Below are 13871 nucleotides of genomic sequence, written 5' to 3'. Positions count from 1 at the left end.
GGGGCGGGGCCCCCCCCCCCCCCCCTCCGTCTGCTATGTGTCGCCGTAGATCTCCCGGGCCTGACGGAGAAATTCGGCGTCTTTGTCATCCAGGGCGTGAAGGCCGGCCGTCTCCTCCATGTGGTGGGTGAACTCGTGAGCCACCGTGGCGAAGAGCTCATCCTTCCACCCCTCCTCGTCCTCCTCCGGGAGCAGGGCGGCAAAGGAGCCGTAGTATAGGACGATGTACCGGCCCAGCATATCATGGCAGTATTCCCCCATGATGTACATCTCACCGGGGGGGAAATCAGGGTCAGGCAGGGCCGCCTCCTCCAGCTGGATGCCGCCGTCCAGCTCCTCAAAGAAGGCGTCGGGGAATTCCCCGACGATCTCCTCCAGCCAGTCCCCCATCTGCTCGTAAGTCGGTATCATAGGCCGCTCCTGTCCCCGGGGAGGGGCTGCCCAGCCCGGTAGATTTGAGACCATGATACCACGGGCGCCGGGGAAAAACAAGGGTCAGACTCCCAGGGCGAGGGAGATGAGCAGGTCCTGGAGCCATACAGGGGCTGCAGCGGCGGCCTGGCGGATGGCGGCTGTCACCGCGGCGGGGTCGGCCCCAGGGCCGAAGGTGAGAGCGCCGGAGGCGGCCTGGCTCCCGATGGCCAGGGGAGCGGAGGCGGAGCCGCCGATGGCGATCTGGGTGCCCACCGCCCCGCCGCCCACTGCGTAGGCGCCGAAGGAGCCGCCTCCCACGGACAGCAGGCCGATGGCCCCGCCGCCCAGGGCGGCCAGTCCCACCGCACAGGCCCCAATGGCGATGCCGCCCACGGACATCCCGCCCAGGGCCAGCAGCAGGCCCAGGGAGACCCCGCCCAAGCTGAACAGTCCCAGGGAGATGCCGCCCAGGGCGAAGAGCCCAACCGCCACGTTGCCCACGGCGAAGATCCCCTTGGCCACGCCGAAGCCCCGATCCCCCAGGCGGACGTGGACCAGAGGCAGGCCGAACAGGGTGCGCTGGCTCTTATACTCATAGTGCCAGCGAGGGTAATAGTTGTGGTTGATAATGGTGGTGGGGACTTCCTGGGCATAGGGCTCCGGCTCCCGGCCGGTGACCAGATAGTCCAGCGTGACATTGAAATATCGGGCCAGGGCGGCCAGGTTGTCCATGTCCGGCCGGCTGCTGCCGGCCTCCCATTTCTGGACCGCCTGCCGGGTCACCCCCAGCAGATCGGCCAGCCCCTCCTGACTCAGCCCTGCTTTTTTCCGCAACTCATAGAGACGGTTTTGAAATTCCATAGGGACTCCTCCTGGATCAAGTGATAAGACCGGCCGGCACGCCCCGGCGGCAAGAAGACCTTAGCAAAAAGAGGCGGACAGGGCAACCAAAAGAGGCATACAATTTGACAACTAACAGTTGCATCCGGGATTTTTTCAACTTTTTGGTCCAAAAACGGGAAAAGAGACAAACGTCCGCCGGGGCTTATCTTACCACAGCACACCGGGCTTGACAAGCGCGGTGGGCGGACAGAGCACGGGGAAAGGATTGACAAACACGATGCAGACCGCTAGACTGGGGAAGATGAAGTCCCGGGTGCTGGCGGCCCCGTGGCGTGAGATCGGGAGGAGAGCGCGGATGGAAGTGAGCTGGCTGCTGGTGCAGCAGATCGCCAGCATGGTGCTGATGGGTCTGGCCGGCTATGGTGTGGGAAAACTGAAGCTGATCACAGGGGAGCAGAGCCGGGTGCTCTCCTGCATGTGTATCTATCTGGCGGTGCCGTGCAGCCTGATGACCTCCTTCAACACGGCCATGGAGGCGGACAAGCTGACCGGCCTGCTGCTGGCCCTGGGGGCGGCAGTGCTGCTCCACCTGCTCTACCTGGCGCTCAATGGCTTGATGAACCGGAGCGGGCACGGACTTGCCCCGGAGGAGCAGGCGTCCGTGATCTACAACAATGCAGGCAACCTGATCCTGCCCATGGTAATGGCCATTCTGGGGCAGGAGTATGTGATCTACACCAGCGTCTATATCCTGGTGCAGAACATCCTGATGTGGACCCATGGCCAGAAGCTGATGGGGGGTGCCCAGCAGTTTGATTGGAAAAAGATCGTGACCACACCCGCCATCGCCGCCATCCTGGCGGGACTGGCGCTGTTCATCACCGGGCTGCGCCTGCCGGGGCCTCTGGTCACCGCCATGGAGGGGCTGGGCAGCTGCATGGCACCCCTGAGCATGCTGGTGATCGGGATCTTGTTTTCTGAGCTGGACCTGAAGCGGGTGCTCTGTCAGGGGCGCATCTACTGGGTGGCGGGGCTGCGTCTGCTGGTCTACCCCCTGCTCTCCATGGCGGTGCTCCTGGCCCTGCGGGTGCTGTGGCCCCACAGCGACGGGGACAACGTGCTGCTGGTCAGCCTTCTGTGCGCCATTGGGCCGGCGGCCTCCGCCATCACTCAGATGGCCCAGCTCTACCACAACCCCAACAGTGGGTATGTCTCTTCCATCAATGTGCTCACCACCCTGCTGTGCGCGGTGACCATGCCGGTAATGGTACTGCTGTTTCAGCTGGGACTGGACCTGCTGTGAGCAGAGGGCCGGGGCTTTTCCGGAGACCTGAGATCAGAAAAAAGCGCCTGGACCTCCTTTCTCAGAGGTCCAGGCGTATCTTTTTGGTTCAGTCCAGCTCCTTTGCCAGACGGTCCCGCAGCTGGAGCAGGGAGTCGAAGCGCCCCCAGAGGAGGGGCTCCAGCTCAGGAGTGGGGGGCAGCAGGTCGGGGACCATGGCCACCCGCATCCCCGCCCGGGAGGCGGAGAGGATGCCGTTTCGGGAGTCCTCCACCGCCACAGTGCGCTCCGGGGTGGTCCCCAGGGCCCTGCAGGCCATAAGGTAGATCTCCGGGTCAGGCTTGCTGTGCGCCACCTGATCCCCGGTGATGATGGCGGAAAAACAGGGACCCAGGCCGGTCATCTCCATCCGCCGCTCTGTCCGGGGGCGGCCGGTGGAGGTGGCCAGGGCGGTGGGGACGCCCCGGCTCCGCAGCAGCTCCAGCACCTCCCCCACGCCGGGCTTCATAGGGACGCCCTCCGTCTCCATCCGGGCCTGGGAGCGGGCGGAACAGGCCGCCATAAATGCGTCCTTGGGAAACTCCGCCCCAAAGAGATCTTCCATTTTCTGAAAAATGTCGGCACGGTTCTGGCCCACGAACTCCAGATAGGCTTCTCCCACCTGGGGCCAGCCCATTTCCCGGCTGACGGCCAGCCAGGTCTGCTGGGTGAGACGCTCGGTGTCGAACAGCACCCCGTCTACATCAAAGACGACGCCTTCTATCTTCAAGCCGGTCATACCTTCCCAATGTCCGTGCGGAAGTGCATGTCCTGGAAGGAGATGGGTTTGCAGGCGGCGTAGGCTTTTTTGATGGCTTCCTCCAGGTCTCCGCCCACGGCAGTCACTCCCAGCACCCGGCCGCCGGCGGTGAGGACGGTCCCGTCCTCACCCAGCTTGGTGCCGGCGTGGAACACCGTGGCCAGCTTTCCGGCTGCCTCCAGACCGGAGATGGGGTAGCCGCTCTGGTACTTCACCGGGTAGCCGCCTGAGGCCAGCACGATGCAGCAGGAGGCGCCGGGCTTCCAGCGGATGTCCATCTGGTCCAGGGTGCCGTCCACACAGGCTTGGAAAATGTCCATCAGGTCGGTGTCCAGCATGGACAAGAGGGGCTGGGTCTCCGGGTCGCCGAAGCGGGCGTTGTACTCCACCACCTTCGGGCCGTCCTGAGTGAGCATCAGGCCGAAGTAGATGACTCCCTTGAAGGGCCTGCCCTCCGCCTTCATGGCGGCCACTGTGGGCAGGAAGATCTCCTTCATGCAGCGCTCGGCGATCTCCGGGGTGTACTTGGGGGAGGGGCAGAAGGCGCCCATGCCGCCGGTGTTGGGGCCCTGATTGCCGTCGTAGGCCCGCTTGTGGTCCTGGCTGGACAGCATGGGGACCAGGTGCTCCCCGTCGCAGAAGGCCAGCACAGTCACCTCGGGACCCACCATGCACTCCTCGATGACCACGGTGGAGCCGGAGGCACCGAATTTGTGGTCCTGCATCATGGAACGCACGGCCTCCTCGGCCTCCTCCACAGTGGCGGCCACCACCACGCCCTTGCCCAGGGCAAGGCCGTCCGCCTTCACCACGATGGGGGCCCCCTGCGCCCGGACATAGGCCAGGGCTCCATCCATATCGGTGAAAGTTTCGTATTTGGCGGTGGGGATGTGGTACTTCTTCATCAGCTCTTTGGAGAAAGCCTTGCTGGCCTCAATGACAGCGGCGTTGGCCCGGGGGCCGAAGGCGGGGATCCCCGCCGCCTCCAGGGCGTCCACCATGCCCAGGGCCAGGGGGTCGTCCGGGGCCACCATGACGAAGTCCATCGCGTGCTCCTTGGCCCAGGCCACCATGGCCTCCACGTCCGTGGCCTTGATGGGCACGCACTGGGCCACCTGGGCGATGCCCCCGTTGCCAGGGGCGCAGTACAGCTCGGTCACCTTGGGACTCTGAGCCAGCTTCCAGCAGATGGCGTGCTCACGGCCGCCTCCGCCGACGACTAATGCCTTCATAAAAACACGACCTTTCAGCAAGTTAGGAATTAGAAGTTAGGAATTGTTCCGTCACGGACAGACTTTGTGATGGAGGAGAGCAGTTTTCTCAATTCTTCGCAGTCCGAATGGAGAGAGTCATATTCAGTGCGGGAAATGTAGTCGCAGGAATAGAGCAGTTCCAGCCAGTAGAGAGTCTCCGCACATTCCTTCAAGGCAATGTACAGTTTATTTAAGAAGTCCTTCCGGCTGCTTCCGTACTGAGCCTCTGCGATATTAGCGCCAATGCTGGTGCCGCTGCGCAGCATCTGCTTGGAGAGGACATATTCCTTCTTCTCCTCCGATAAATATCGGTAAGCAAAGACAATGCGCTTGGCAAAAGCAAGGCTTTTGGGCATCAGGATACGTTCGCTGCTCATAAATTCCTAACTCCTCATTCCTAATTGAATTAGTGATGGAACAGCCGAATCCCGGTAAACGCCATGACCATGCCGTACTTGTTGGCGGTGGCGATGACCTGATCGTCCCGGATGGAGCCGCCGGGCTGGGCGATGTACTGCACGCCGGACTTCTGGGCCCGCTCTACGTTGTCCCCAAAGGGGAAGAAGGCATCGGAGCCCACAGTGACCCCGGACATCTGGGCGATCCAGGCGGCCTTCTCCTCGGCGGTGAGCACCTCGGGCTTCACCTGGAAGGTGTTCTGCCATACGCCCTCGGCCAGCACGTCCTCGTACTCGTCGGAGATATACAGGTCGATGGCGTTGTCCCGGTCGGGGCGGCGGATGTTGTCCACGAACTGGAGGCCCAGGACCTTGGGATGCTGGCGCAGCCACCAGATGTCCGCCTTGCTGCCCGCCAGTCGGGTGCAGTGGATGCGGCTCTGCTGGCCGGCGCCCACGCCGATAGTCATGCCGTCCTTCACATAGCACACGGAGTTGGACTGGGTGTACTTCAGGGTGATGAGGGAGAGGAGCATGTCGTGCTTGGCCTGCTGGGGCAGGTCTTTGTTCTCGGTGACGATGTTCTGGAGCATCTCCTCGCTGATATCCAGGCTGTTGTATCCCTGTTCGAAGGTGATGCCGAAGATATTGCGGCGCTCGATGGGGGCGGGCTCATAATTGGGGTCGATCTCAACCACATTATAGCCTCCCTTGCGCTTGGCTTTCAAGATATCCAGGGCCTCGTCGGTATAGCCCGGGGCGATGACGCCGTCGGATACCTCAGCGGCCAGGAAGCGGGCGGTATCCCCGTCGCACACATCGGACAGGGCGGCCCAGTCTCCGAAGGAGCACAGCCGGTCGGCCCCCCGGGCCCGGATATAGGCGCAGGCGATGGGGGACAGCTCTCCCTCCGGGGCAAAGTAGATGCGCCGTTCTACATCGCTGAGGGGCAGGCCCAAGGCGGCCCCGGCGGGGGAGACGTGCTTGAAGGAGGCGGCGGCGGGCAGGCCGGTGGCCTTTTTGAGGGCCTTCACCAGCTGCCAGGAGTTCAGGGCGTCCATGAAGTTGATATACCCCGGACGGCCGTTGAGCACCTTCAGGGGCAGATCGCCCTCCTCCATGAAGATGCGGGCGGGCTTCTGGTTGGGGTTACATCCGTATTTCAGTTCCAGTTCTGTCATGATCTGCACCTCTTTTTCTCAGTTTGGGACTTTGGAGGCGGCGTGGGCCTGCTCTCCGTGCTTGTTGAGGATGACGGTCTCACGCTCCCCGGTGGCCAGGTGGATATACTGCACAAACAGGGACACCTTGTTGTCCTCATTCAGGCTGGCCCACACCTGACTGGCCAGGGTCTCAGCGTCAGGGGCGGAGACAGACACCCGGCGGGGCTCCCCCTCAAAGGAAGGGAGAGGTTCGGCATTCTCCTGGTAGGTGTGGATGAAGCGGCCCTCCCCAGCCAGGGGGGCGTCGTACTCATAGAAGTAGCGGTGGCTGCAGGCGGGGTCACCGTCGGCGGATTTCAGGATGGACAGGCAGAAGGAGCCGTCCTGGTCCACCACGCCGGAGATGCGGGGGGTATAGTTGGGGCCGTCGGGCTCATAGCACCGGGTGCGCAGGGCGTCGATGTAGCTCTTGCCCGCCAGCAGGCTGTCCCGGATGGTGTCGGTCTGGTCTCCGTTGGTGACCACCGTCACCTCCCCCACCCGGCGCACCGGGTGGTAGATGATAAGGGAGGGGTCCACCATCTTGCTCTCGTCATAGGCCCGGGTGCGGATACCGTCCCCGGTGGCCTCAAAGACGCGGTTACGGCTGTTCCCGCTGCGGCCCATGATGAAGTAGATGATGACCGCCTTCTGGCCATCGGCGGAGCGGCCCAGGACGATGCCACGGCCGGGGTAGGGGTGAGCTTGCAGGAGTTCATTTATATCAAGAATTTTCATGGGGATCCTCCTTGTTGTCCTCATTTGTGGATGATGGGGGAGACTTGTGATACCATGTGAGATAGCGGGACCCCAGGTGGATGAGCAGGGGGACCGCTCCTGCCAGCGTGAACAGCAGGCCAAAAAGACTGTAGAAATCACTGTAATCCAGGCTGCTGACGAGCAGAAGCAGGGCTCCGCCCAGAAGCAGAAAGCCGGAGGCGAGAATGGTCTTGGCGGACATGAGATGCTCCTTTCTTTCTCATACAGCGGCAAAAAGGGCGCACCGCGTTTCGGAAAACGGGTGCGCCCAGACGGTCGGCATGGTCCACAACGATGCTCCCTGTGGTCCATTCCACTTCCGTCAGTTACACCGCGTGTTTGATCTTTGTGTGGAGGCGTATTACAGGCAGTCCAGGATGCGGACCGCCCGGCCCTCCACCTTCAGCCGGTCCTGGCAGAAGAGGGAGACGGCCTGAGGCAGCAGCTTCCACTCGCACTGCTCCATGATGCGCCGCTGGAGGACCTCCGGCGTGTCGCCGGGCAGCACCTCAGCTGCCTTTTGCAGGATGATGGGGCCGGCGTCACACTCCTCCGTGACAAAGTGGACGGTGGCACCGGAGATCTTTACCCCGTATTCCAGAGCCTTCTCGTGGACGTGGAGGCCATAGCAGCCCACTCCGCAGAAGGAAGGGATGAGGGAGGGGTGGATATTGATGACGGCGTTGGGGTAGGCCTGGAACAGCTCCTCCGTGAGGATGGTCATAAAGCCGGCCATGACCACCAGATCGGCCCCCACCGTCTCCCGCAGCAGGCGGGTCAGGGCGGCAGTGTAGCCGCGGCTGTCGGAGAAGTCCCGCCGGGGGAGCACATAGCCGGGGATGCCGGCGTTCTTGGCACGCTCCAGGGCGAAGGCGTCCGGAGTGGAGGAGATGACGGCGGAGATCCGGCCATTCACCAGCTCTCCCCGCCCCTGGGCGTCGATCAGGGCCTGCAGATTGGTCCCGCCGCCGGAGACCAGGACGGCGATACGTTTGGACATAGCGAACCTCCGAGTGAGTTAGGAATTAGAAAGTTAGGGATTAAGAATTTGGAATGGATGGAGTGCGCCTGGGGCGCACGGTTTGAAATCGGTCCGGCGGAGCCGGAGACACAATTCCCAACTCCTCATTTCTCATTCCTAATGTGATCAGACCAGCTCCACGCCGGCCTCGCCGGGGATGACGCGGCCGATTTGATAGGCGGTCTCACCGGCCCCCTTCAGAACGGACAGAGCCTGCTCGGCCTGCTCTGCGGGCAGGGCCAGGATCATGCCGATGCCCATATTGTAGGTGTTGTACATGTCCCGCTCCGGGATGTCCCCGGTCTTCTGGATCAGATCGAAGATGGGCAGGCGGGGGAAGGTGCTCAGGTCGATCTGGGCGGTGAGCCCCTGGGTCATCATCCGGGGCACATTCTCATAGAAACCGCCGCCGGTGATGTGACTGACGGCATGGATGTCCACCCCGGCCCTCAGCAGGGCCTTCACCGATCTTACATAGATGCGGGTGGGGGCCAGCAGGGCCTCGCCCAGGCTCTTGCCGCCCAGATCCTCACGGGGCGTCTTCAGGTCGGCGTGCTCCACGTCAAACACCTTCCGCACAAGGGAGAAGCCGTTGGAGTGGACCCCAGAGGAGGCCAGGCCGATGAGCACATCCGCCTCGCTCAGGCGTCTGCCGTCAATGATCTTTTCCTCGTCTACCAGCCCGACGGAGAAGCCGGCCAGGTCGTACTCCTCCTCGGGGTAGAAGCCGGGCATCTCTGCGGTCTCGCCACCCACCAGGGCACACTCCGCCTGGCGGCAGCCCTCGGTGATGCCGGAGACGATGTCCGCGATGCGCTCGGGGTAGTTCTTGCCGCAGGCGATGTAGTCCAGGAAGAAGAGGGGGGCAGCGCCGCCGCAGATGATATCGTTGACACACATGGCCACGCAGTCGATGCCCACGGTGTCATGCTTATCCATCAGGAAGGCCAGCTTCAGCTTGGTACCCACGCCATCGGTGCCGGACACCAGCACCGGCTTCTTCATGCCGGTCAGATCAGGGGCAAACATGCCGCCGAAGCCGCCCAGGGTGCCCATCACCCCGGGGATATAGGTGGACTCCACCATGGGCTTGATGCGCTCCACCGCCTCATATCCGGCGGTGACGTCCACCCCGGCGGCGGCGTAGGACTCCGAATGGGAGTTTTTCATCTTAAAAACCTCCAAATCACTGTGTTAAAGCCTCGCAGACTTTCCGCCGAAAGCGGAAAGGACAACAAAGAGTCCGCAGGCGAATCCATTTCGCCGCAGGACATCATGACCCCTGGCCGTGGCGGCCAGGGCCGCCTTTCCTGTGGAAAGGCGAGGGGATATCGACGAGGAAGCGACGTTGCGTCCAGGGGGGACATCGCCCCCCTGGAGGGGCCTTATTCCCTGCCGTTCCAGCAGTAGGTGCAAACCTTGTCCCGGTCCAGGCCGATGGACTCCAGCAGTCCCTCCAGGGACTGGTAGCCCAGGGAGTCGAAGCCCAGCTTCTCGCAGATGGCCTTCAGCATGCACTGGCCCCGCTCAGTATGTACGTCGGCGTACTCCTCCAGATGCTGCTGCCCCTCATCTCCCTCCAGCTCCTGGATGGTGCGGCGGGCCAGCAGGTCCATGTCGGAGTTGCCCCGGGAGAAGTTCAGATACTTGCAGCTGTGCATGATGGGGGGGCAGGCGGAGCGCATATGGACCTCCTCCGCGCCGGACTCATAGAGGAATTCCACGGTCTCCCGCAGCTGGGTGCCCCGGACGATGGAGTCGTCCACAAAGAGGAGCTTTTTGCCCTCGATGAGCTCAGGCACCGGGATCTGCTTCATCTTGGCCACCTGCTTGCGGACATCCTGATTGGTGGGCATGAAGGAGCGGGGCCAGGTCGGGGTGTACTTGACGAAGGGGCGGGCAAAGGGCTTGCCGCTGCGGTTGGCAAAGCCGATGGCGTGGGGGACGCCGGAGTCAGGCACCCCGGCCACATAGTCCACCTTGGGCAGCTGGCCCCGGGCCACCTCGTCCCGGGCCATGATCTCCCCGTTGCGGTAGCGCATGACCTCTACATTGATCCCTTCGTAGTTGGAGTTGGGATAGCCGTAGTAGGTCCACAGGAAGCCGCAGATCTTCATCTCCTGGCCGGCGGGGGAGAGGGTCTCGAAGCCGTCAGCGGTGATGCGGACGATCTCACGGGGGCCCAGCTCGTAGGCGTCGTGGTAGTCCAGCTTGTGGTAGGCAAAGGACTCGAAGGAGACACAGCAGCCGCTGTCGTTCTGCCCCACCAGGACCGGCAGACGGCCGAGCCGGTCCCGGGCGGCGATGATCTCACCCTGCTCTGTAAGGAGCAGCAGGGTGAGGGAGCCATCGATCTCCTCCTGGGCGTGCAGGATGCCGGAGACCAGGTCATCCTTCTGGTTGATGAGGGCAGCGGCCAGCTCGGTGGAGTTGACCTTTCCGGAGCTCATGGCCATAAACTGATGGCCGTGGTCGGAAAAATACCGCTGGATCAGCTCCTCGGCGTTGTTGATGATGCCCACCGTGGTGATGGCGTACAGTCCCAGGTGGGACCGTACCAGCAGGGGCTGTGGGTCAGTGTCGCTGATGCAGCCGATGCCGCTGCACCCGTGGAAATCGGACAGATCCTTCTCAAACTTGGTGCGGAAGGGGGTGTTCTCAATGGAGTGGATCTGCCGCTGGAACCCATCTTTGGCGTCATGGATGATCATGCCGCCCCGCCGGGTGCCCAGGTGGGAGTGATAGTCCACTCCAAAGAAGATATCCAGGGTCACATCCTGGTGTGAAACTGCGCCAAAAAAGCCGCCCATGTGGTCCTCCTAAAAAGTTTAGAGTGAAGAGTTGCGCGTGGAGAAAAGGGAAAGAGGAGAACATACTCCCTCGCTCCCCACCCCCCTGTGCCTGCCCAGGGAGATCTATTTCCTGTGTTTGCGGATCAAAAGCCAGGCCAGGGTCCCCGCGCCCAGGATCAGCAGCGCCAGGAGCAGAAGGACTGGCCCCGGAGAGCCGGTCACGATTACGGCAGTGGGACCGTCCGCTGAGCCGATGATCCCCAAGGCTTATTTCCCCATCAGGCGGCGGGCCATCTCCTGGTAAGCGCCCTCCACGTTGCCCAGGTCCCGGCGGAAGCGGTCCTTGTCCAGCTTCTCCCCGGTCTTGGAGTCCCAGAAGCGGCAGGTGTCGGGGCTGATCTCGTCGGCCAGCACGATGGTTCCGTCAGAGGTCTTGCCAAATTCCAGCTTGAAGTCCACCAGGGTGACACCGCACTCGGCCAGGGTCTTCTTCAGGAAGTCGTTGACCTGGAAGGCGTACTTCTTGATGGTGTCGATCTCGTCCCAGGTGGCCAGCTTCAGGGCTACGGCGTGGTAGTCGTTGATGAGGGGATCGTGCAGGTCGTCGTTCTTATAGGAGAACTCGATGGTGGGGGCGTCGAACACGATGCCCTCCTCCACGCCGTAGCGCTTGGCGAAGGAACCAGCGGAGATGTTGCGGATGATGACCTCCAGGGGGACGATGGTCACCTTCTTCACCACGGTCTCCCGCTCGCTCAGCTCCTCCACAAAGTGGGTGGGCACGCCGGCCTTCTCCAGCTGGCCCATCAGGTAGTTGGTCATCTGGTTGTTGATGGCCCCCTTGCCGGTGATGGTGCCCTTTTTCAGACCGTCAAAGGCGGTGGCGTCATCCTTGTAGGACACGATGACCAGACCCGGGTCCTCGGTGGAATAGACCTTCTTGGCCTTGCCCTCATACAGCTGCTCGACTTTCTTCATAGTAGACCGTCCTTTCTTTTTCTCAAAAATCTAGTTGATCGGGAAGCAGAAACCTGCTTGAGATAGGAGTTGAAAAGCGGTGCTGGGGTGCCTAAAATGCGCGCGCAGCGCGCTCCATCACTCCGATTTCCTGTCTGGATCAAAGCTCTGCCTGGAGCTTGGCCTCCTTGGCGGCGATCTGCTCCGCCATCTTCTCCCGGGCGGCGTCCAGCTTGGCGGCCAGCACATCGTCGGAGACGGAAAGGATCTGGGCGGCCAGCACAGCGGCGTTCTTAGCCCCGTTGATGGCCACAGTGGCCACGGGGATGCCGCTGGGCATCTGCACGGTGGCCAGCAGGGCATCCAGGCCGTCCATGGCGCCCCCCTTCATGGGGATACCGATGACGGGCAGGGTGGAGTTCCCGGCGAAGGCCCCCGCCAGGTGGGCGGCCATGCCGGCGGCGCAGATGAGCACGCCGAAGCCGTTGGCCCGGGCACCCCGGGCGAACTCGGCGGCAGCGGCGGGGGTGCGGTGGGCACTGAGGATGTGGGCCTCATAGGGGATGCCGAACTCCTTCAGCTGGGCGCAGGCCCCCTGGACCACCGGCCAGTCAGAATCAGAGCCCATAATGACAGCGACTTTCTTCATAAAAAACTCTCCTTTCAGGATCCCGGCCGGGGGACAGGCGAAAAGGAGCGGCCCGGACCGCTCTCCCCGGGGAAAAGATTCAGGCCGCCCGCCTGGAACGGACAGCCTGGGATCGCTTACCTGTTATTTTTGGGCGCACAAATCCCCCCGCAGGATGCTGTGCTGCCGACAAATGGAAGACAGGCACACAAACATAGGAGGACCTCCTTGCCCAACAATGAATGGACTTTCATTTTATCGAAAAATCCCGATATTTGCAAGGGGGCAGGGCATTTTTGTCAGCTTCCACAAGGAGCGGGAGAAAAAATGACAAGGAAGTCGTCAGGACGGCGGGGGCGGGCTCACAGCAGGCCCGCCGTGACCAGGATGCGCTTGACCTCGTCGGCCCGCCGTGACCAGGCGGCGGCCGCACCGTAGTCCCGGCGGCGCTGATCCACCCAGCCCGGGTCCTCCGCCAGCGCCTGCTGGCACAGATGGAGGAACTCCTCCGGGGAGTGGGCGCCGTAGACCACATCGGGGAAGAGCTCCACCTGTTCCGGCCACAGCATGGATACGATGGGCTTGCCGGTGGAGAGATACTCATAGAGCCGGGGCGGGACCACGTCGTTATAGGGCTGGCTGTCCCGCAGCAGGTCCAGCAGAACCTGGCAGCGGCCCAAATAGTCGGGGACCTCCACCAGCGGGCAGGGGCCGGCCAGCATCACATTGGACAGGCGGGAGAGACGGCGCAGCAGAGGGTTTTCTTCCCGGCGCCCCAGTAGCAGGAAGGTCCAGGCGGGCCGGGCCTGGGCGGCATAGAGGATGGGGGTCAAATCCAGGTCGGCATGGATGGTGCCTGCCCAGCCCAGCAGGGGCCCGGGCAGGTGGTCCAGCTCCCCCCGACGCCCGGCGGAGCCCGCGGCGGCGAAGAGAGGGTAATTCACCCCGTTGGGAAGCAGCGCGATGTTGCCGCTGCACGGGGAGAGGCGGTCGGCCAGCCCTGGGGAAGCGGCAAAGACCACGTCCGCCGCACCAGCCAGACTGCCCTCCCACCGGTCGGGCAGCTCGTCCCACACCTGGTCGCAGTCGTAGACCAGACCGTCGTACTCCAGCGCATCCAGGGCGTGGATATGGACAGGGGAGGTGGTCCACAGAAGGGGACGGCGGAAGCGGTGCCGGGCCAGCTTGTCGGCGAGAAAGCGGATCTGGCGCTGCCGGGAGAGCCGGAACAGCCGGTCGTGGCGCTCATCCACAGGGAGGGCGGGGGGCATGGTATAGACGGTGACGTTGGGGCGGACCTTCCTGCCCGGCTGGCGCCAGCGTTGATCCAACAGTCCGCCGCCGGGGCAGAAGTAGAGGACCTGGGCGTCCTTGAGCCGGGTGATCAGGTGCTGGGTCCGGCCGGGGGTGGGGCTCCAGGGCTCGGTGGAGAGACAGACGACTTGCTTCAAAAGGGAGGACCTCCCGTGTTCTCATGATCTAACAAAAACGGCTTGCCTCGGGCCCGGGAGCAGGGTATAATA

At 63.0% G+C, this 13871-nt stretch carries 15 protein-coding genes and 1 riboswitch; of the genes, 1 reads left to right on the top strand and 14 read right to left on the bottom strand.

The window, feature by feature from the left end; all coding sequences use genetic code 11:
• Positions 1–33: 33 nt before the first annotated feature.
• Both NE584_RS11745 and NE584_RS11740 read right to left on the bottom strand, forming a co-directional pair.
• Positions 34–411 (bottom strand): metallopeptidase family protein, encoded by a 378-nt coding sequence (locus tag NE584_RS11745; RefSeq protein WP_108980619.1) that lies wholly within the window; start codon positions 409–411, stop codon positions 34–36.
• A gap of 84 nt (positions 412–495) precedes the next feature.
• Positions 496–1275: a helix-turn-helix domain-containing protein gene (locus NE584_RS11740; RefSeq protein ID WP_108980620.1), complete on the bottom strand. Its 780-nt coding sequence runs from the start codon at positions 1273–1275 to the stop codon at positions 496–498.
• Between the two features lie 259 nt (positions 1276–1534).
• On the opposite strand from NE584_RS11740, the gene NE584_RS11735 reads away from it, so the two are divergent.
• On the top strand, positions 1535–2560 hold the full coding sequence (locus NE584_RS11735) for an AEC family transporter (protein ID WP_082203528.1): 1026 nt from the start codon (positions 1535–1537) through the stop codon (positions 2558–2560).
• Between the two features lie 88 nt (positions 2561–2648).
• Here NE584_RS11735 and NE584_RS11730 read toward each other — a convergent pair whose 3' ends face one another.
• The 12 genes from NE584_RS11730 to NE584_RS11675 form a co-directional block, all read right to left on the bottom strand.
• The gene (locus tag NE584_RS11730; protein ID WP_170116218.1) at positions 2649–3308 is read right to left on the bottom strand and encodes an HAD family phosphatase; all 660 of its coding nucleotides are present in this window, start codon (positions 3306–3308) and stop codon (positions 2649–2651) included.
• A 5-nt stretch (positions 3309–3313) separates the two neighbouring features.
• On the bottom strand, positions 3314–4570 hold the full coding sequence (purD, locus tag NE584_RS11725; protein WP_108980621.1) for a phosphoribosylamine--glycine ligase: 1257 nt from the start codon (positions 4568–4570) through the stop codon (positions 3314–3316).
• Between the two features lie 29 nt (positions 4571–4599).
• A complete protein-coding gene (locus NE584_RS11720) occupies positions 4600–4968 on the bottom strand; it encodes a four helix bundle protein (protein ID WP_108980622.1) in 369 nt (122 codons plus the stop codon).
• A 29-nt stretch (positions 4969–4997) separates the two neighbouring features.
• Positions 4998–6170: a phosphoribosylaminoimidazolecarboxamide formyltransferase gene (locus NE584_RS11715; RefSeq protein ID WP_108980623.1), complete on the bottom strand. Its 1173-nt coding sequence runs from the start codon at positions 6168–6170 to the stop codon at positions 4998–5000.
• Between the two features lie 18 nt (positions 6171–6188).
• On the bottom strand, positions 6189–6929 hold the full coding sequence (locus NE584_RS11710) for an IMP cyclohydrolase (RefSeq protein WP_108980624.1): 741 nt from the start codon (positions 6927–6929) through the stop codon (positions 6189–6191).
• A complete protein-coding gene (locus NE584_RS11705; protein ID WP_108980625.1) occupies positions 6916–7152 on the bottom strand; it encodes a hypothetical protein in 237 nt (78 codons plus the stop codon). Before NE584_RS11705 ends, NE584_RS11710 begins: the two co-directional genes overlap by 14 nt.
• Positions 7153–7209: 57 nt before the next feature.
• A riboswitch (ZMP/ZTP riboswitch) is annotated at positions 7210–7290 on the bottom strand.
• Positions 7291–7311: 21 nt separating this feature from the next.
• Entirely contained in the window at positions 7312–7950 is a 639-nt protein-coding gene (gene purN / locus NE584_RS11700) for a phosphoribosylglycinamide formyltransferase (RefSeq protein WP_108980626.1), read from the bottom strand.
• A 147-nt stretch (positions 7951–8097) separates the two neighbouring features.
• The gene (gene purM / locus NE584_RS11695) at positions 8098–9141 is read right to left on the bottom strand and encodes a phosphoribosylformylglycinamidine cyclo-ligase (RefSeq protein WP_050623561.1); all 1044 of its coding nucleotides are present in this window, start codon (positions 9139–9141) and stop codon (positions 8098–8100) included.
• A gap of 215 nt (positions 9142–9356) precedes the next feature.
• Positions 9357–10781: an amidophosphoribosyltransferase gene (locus NE584_RS11690; protein ID WP_108980627.1), complete on the bottom strand. Its 1425-nt coding sequence runs from the start codon at positions 10779–10781 to the stop codon at positions 9357–9359.
• A gap of 249 nt (positions 10782–11030) precedes the next feature.
• The gene (purC, locus tag NE584_RS11685) at positions 11031–11741 is read right to left on the bottom strand and encodes a phosphoribosylaminoimidazolesuccinocarboxamide synthase (protein WP_108980628.1); all 711 of its coding nucleotides are present in this window, start codon (positions 11739–11741) and stop codon (positions 11031–11033) included.
• Positions 11742–11880: 139 nt separating this feature from the next.
• Positions 11881–12369 (bottom strand): 5-(carboxyamino)imidazole ribonucleotide mutase, encoded by a 489-nt coding sequence (purE, locus tag NE584_RS11680; protein WP_108980629.1) that lies wholly within the window; start codon positions 12367–12369, stop codon positions 11881–11883.
• 341 nt (positions 12370–12710) lie between these two features.
• Positions 12711–13799: a hypothetical protein gene (locus NE584_RS11675; protein WP_108980630.1), complete on the bottom strand. Its 1089-nt coding sequence runs from the start codon at positions 13797–13799 to the stop codon at positions 12711–12713.
• Between the last annotated feature and the right edge of the window lie 72 nt (positions 13800–13871).

Origin of the sequence: Clostridium sp. DFI.5.61, from assembly GCF_024462915.1 — a bacterium.
GTDB lineage: Bacteria > Bacillota > Clostridia > Oscillospirales > Oscillospiraceae > Lawsonibacter > Lawsonibacter asaccharolyticus.
The sequence above is the reverse complement of the archived record's forward strand: the minus strand, read 5'-3'. Positions and strand labels throughout refer to the sequence as shown.

What these genes read in the sequence shown, in the direction of transcription:
- purE (WP_108980629.1), bottom strand. Translation starts at nt 12,369, where the DNA reads ATGAAGAAAGTCGCTGTCATTATGGGCTCTGATTCTGACTGGCCGGTG.
- NE584_RS11690 (WP_108980627.1), bottom strand. Translation starts at nt 10,781, where the DNA reads ATGGGCGGCTTTTTTGGCGCAGTTTCACACCAGGATGTGACCCTGGAT.
- NE584_RS11735 (WP_082203528.1), top strand. Translation starts at nt 1,535, where the DNA reads ATGCAGACCGCTAGACTGGGGAAGATGAAGTCCCGGGTGCTGGCGGCC.
- NE584_RS11715 (WP_108980623.1), bottom strand. Translation starts at nt 6,170, where the DNA reads ATGACAGAACTGGAACTGAAATACGGATGTAACCCCAACCAGAAGCCC.
- purM (WP_050623561.1), bottom strand. Translation starts at nt 9,141, where the DNA reads ATGAAAAACTCCCATTCGGAGTCCTACGCCGCCGCCGGGGTGGACGTC.
- NE584_RS11720 (WP_108980622.1), bottom strand. Translation starts at nt 4,968, where the DNA reads ATGAGCAGCGAACGTATCCTGATGCCCAAAAGCCTTGCTTTTGCCAAG.
- NE584_RS11740 (WP_108980620.1), bottom strand. Translation starts at nt 1,275, where the DNA reads ATGGAATTTCAAAACCGTCTCTATGAGTTGCGGAAAAAAGCAGGGCTG.
- NE584_RS11705 (WP_108980625.1), bottom strand. Translation starts at nt 7,152, where the DNA reads ATGTCCGCCAAGACCATTCTCGCCTCCGGCTTTCTGCTTCTGGGCGGA.
- NE584_RS11745 (WP_108980619.1), bottom strand. Translation starts at nt 411, where the DNA reads ATGATACCGACTTACGAGCAGATGGGGGACTGGCTGGAGGAGATCGTC.
- purD (WP_108980621.1), bottom strand. Translation starts at nt 4,570, where the DNA reads ATGAAGGCATTAGTCGTCGGCGGAGGCGGCCGTGAGCACGCCATCTGC.
- purN (WP_108980626.1), bottom strand. Translation starts at nt 7,950, where the DNA reads ATGTCCAAACGTATCGCCGTCCTGGTCTCCGGCGGCGGGACCAATCTG.
- purC (WP_108980628.1), bottom strand. Translation starts at nt 11,741, where the DNA reads ATGAAGAAAGTCGAGCAGCTGTATGAGGGCAAGGCCAAGAAGGTCTAT.
- NE584_RS11710 (WP_108980624.1), bottom strand. Translation starts at nt 6,929, where the DNA reads ATGAAAATTCTTGATATAAATGAACTCCTGCAAGCTCACCCCTACCCC.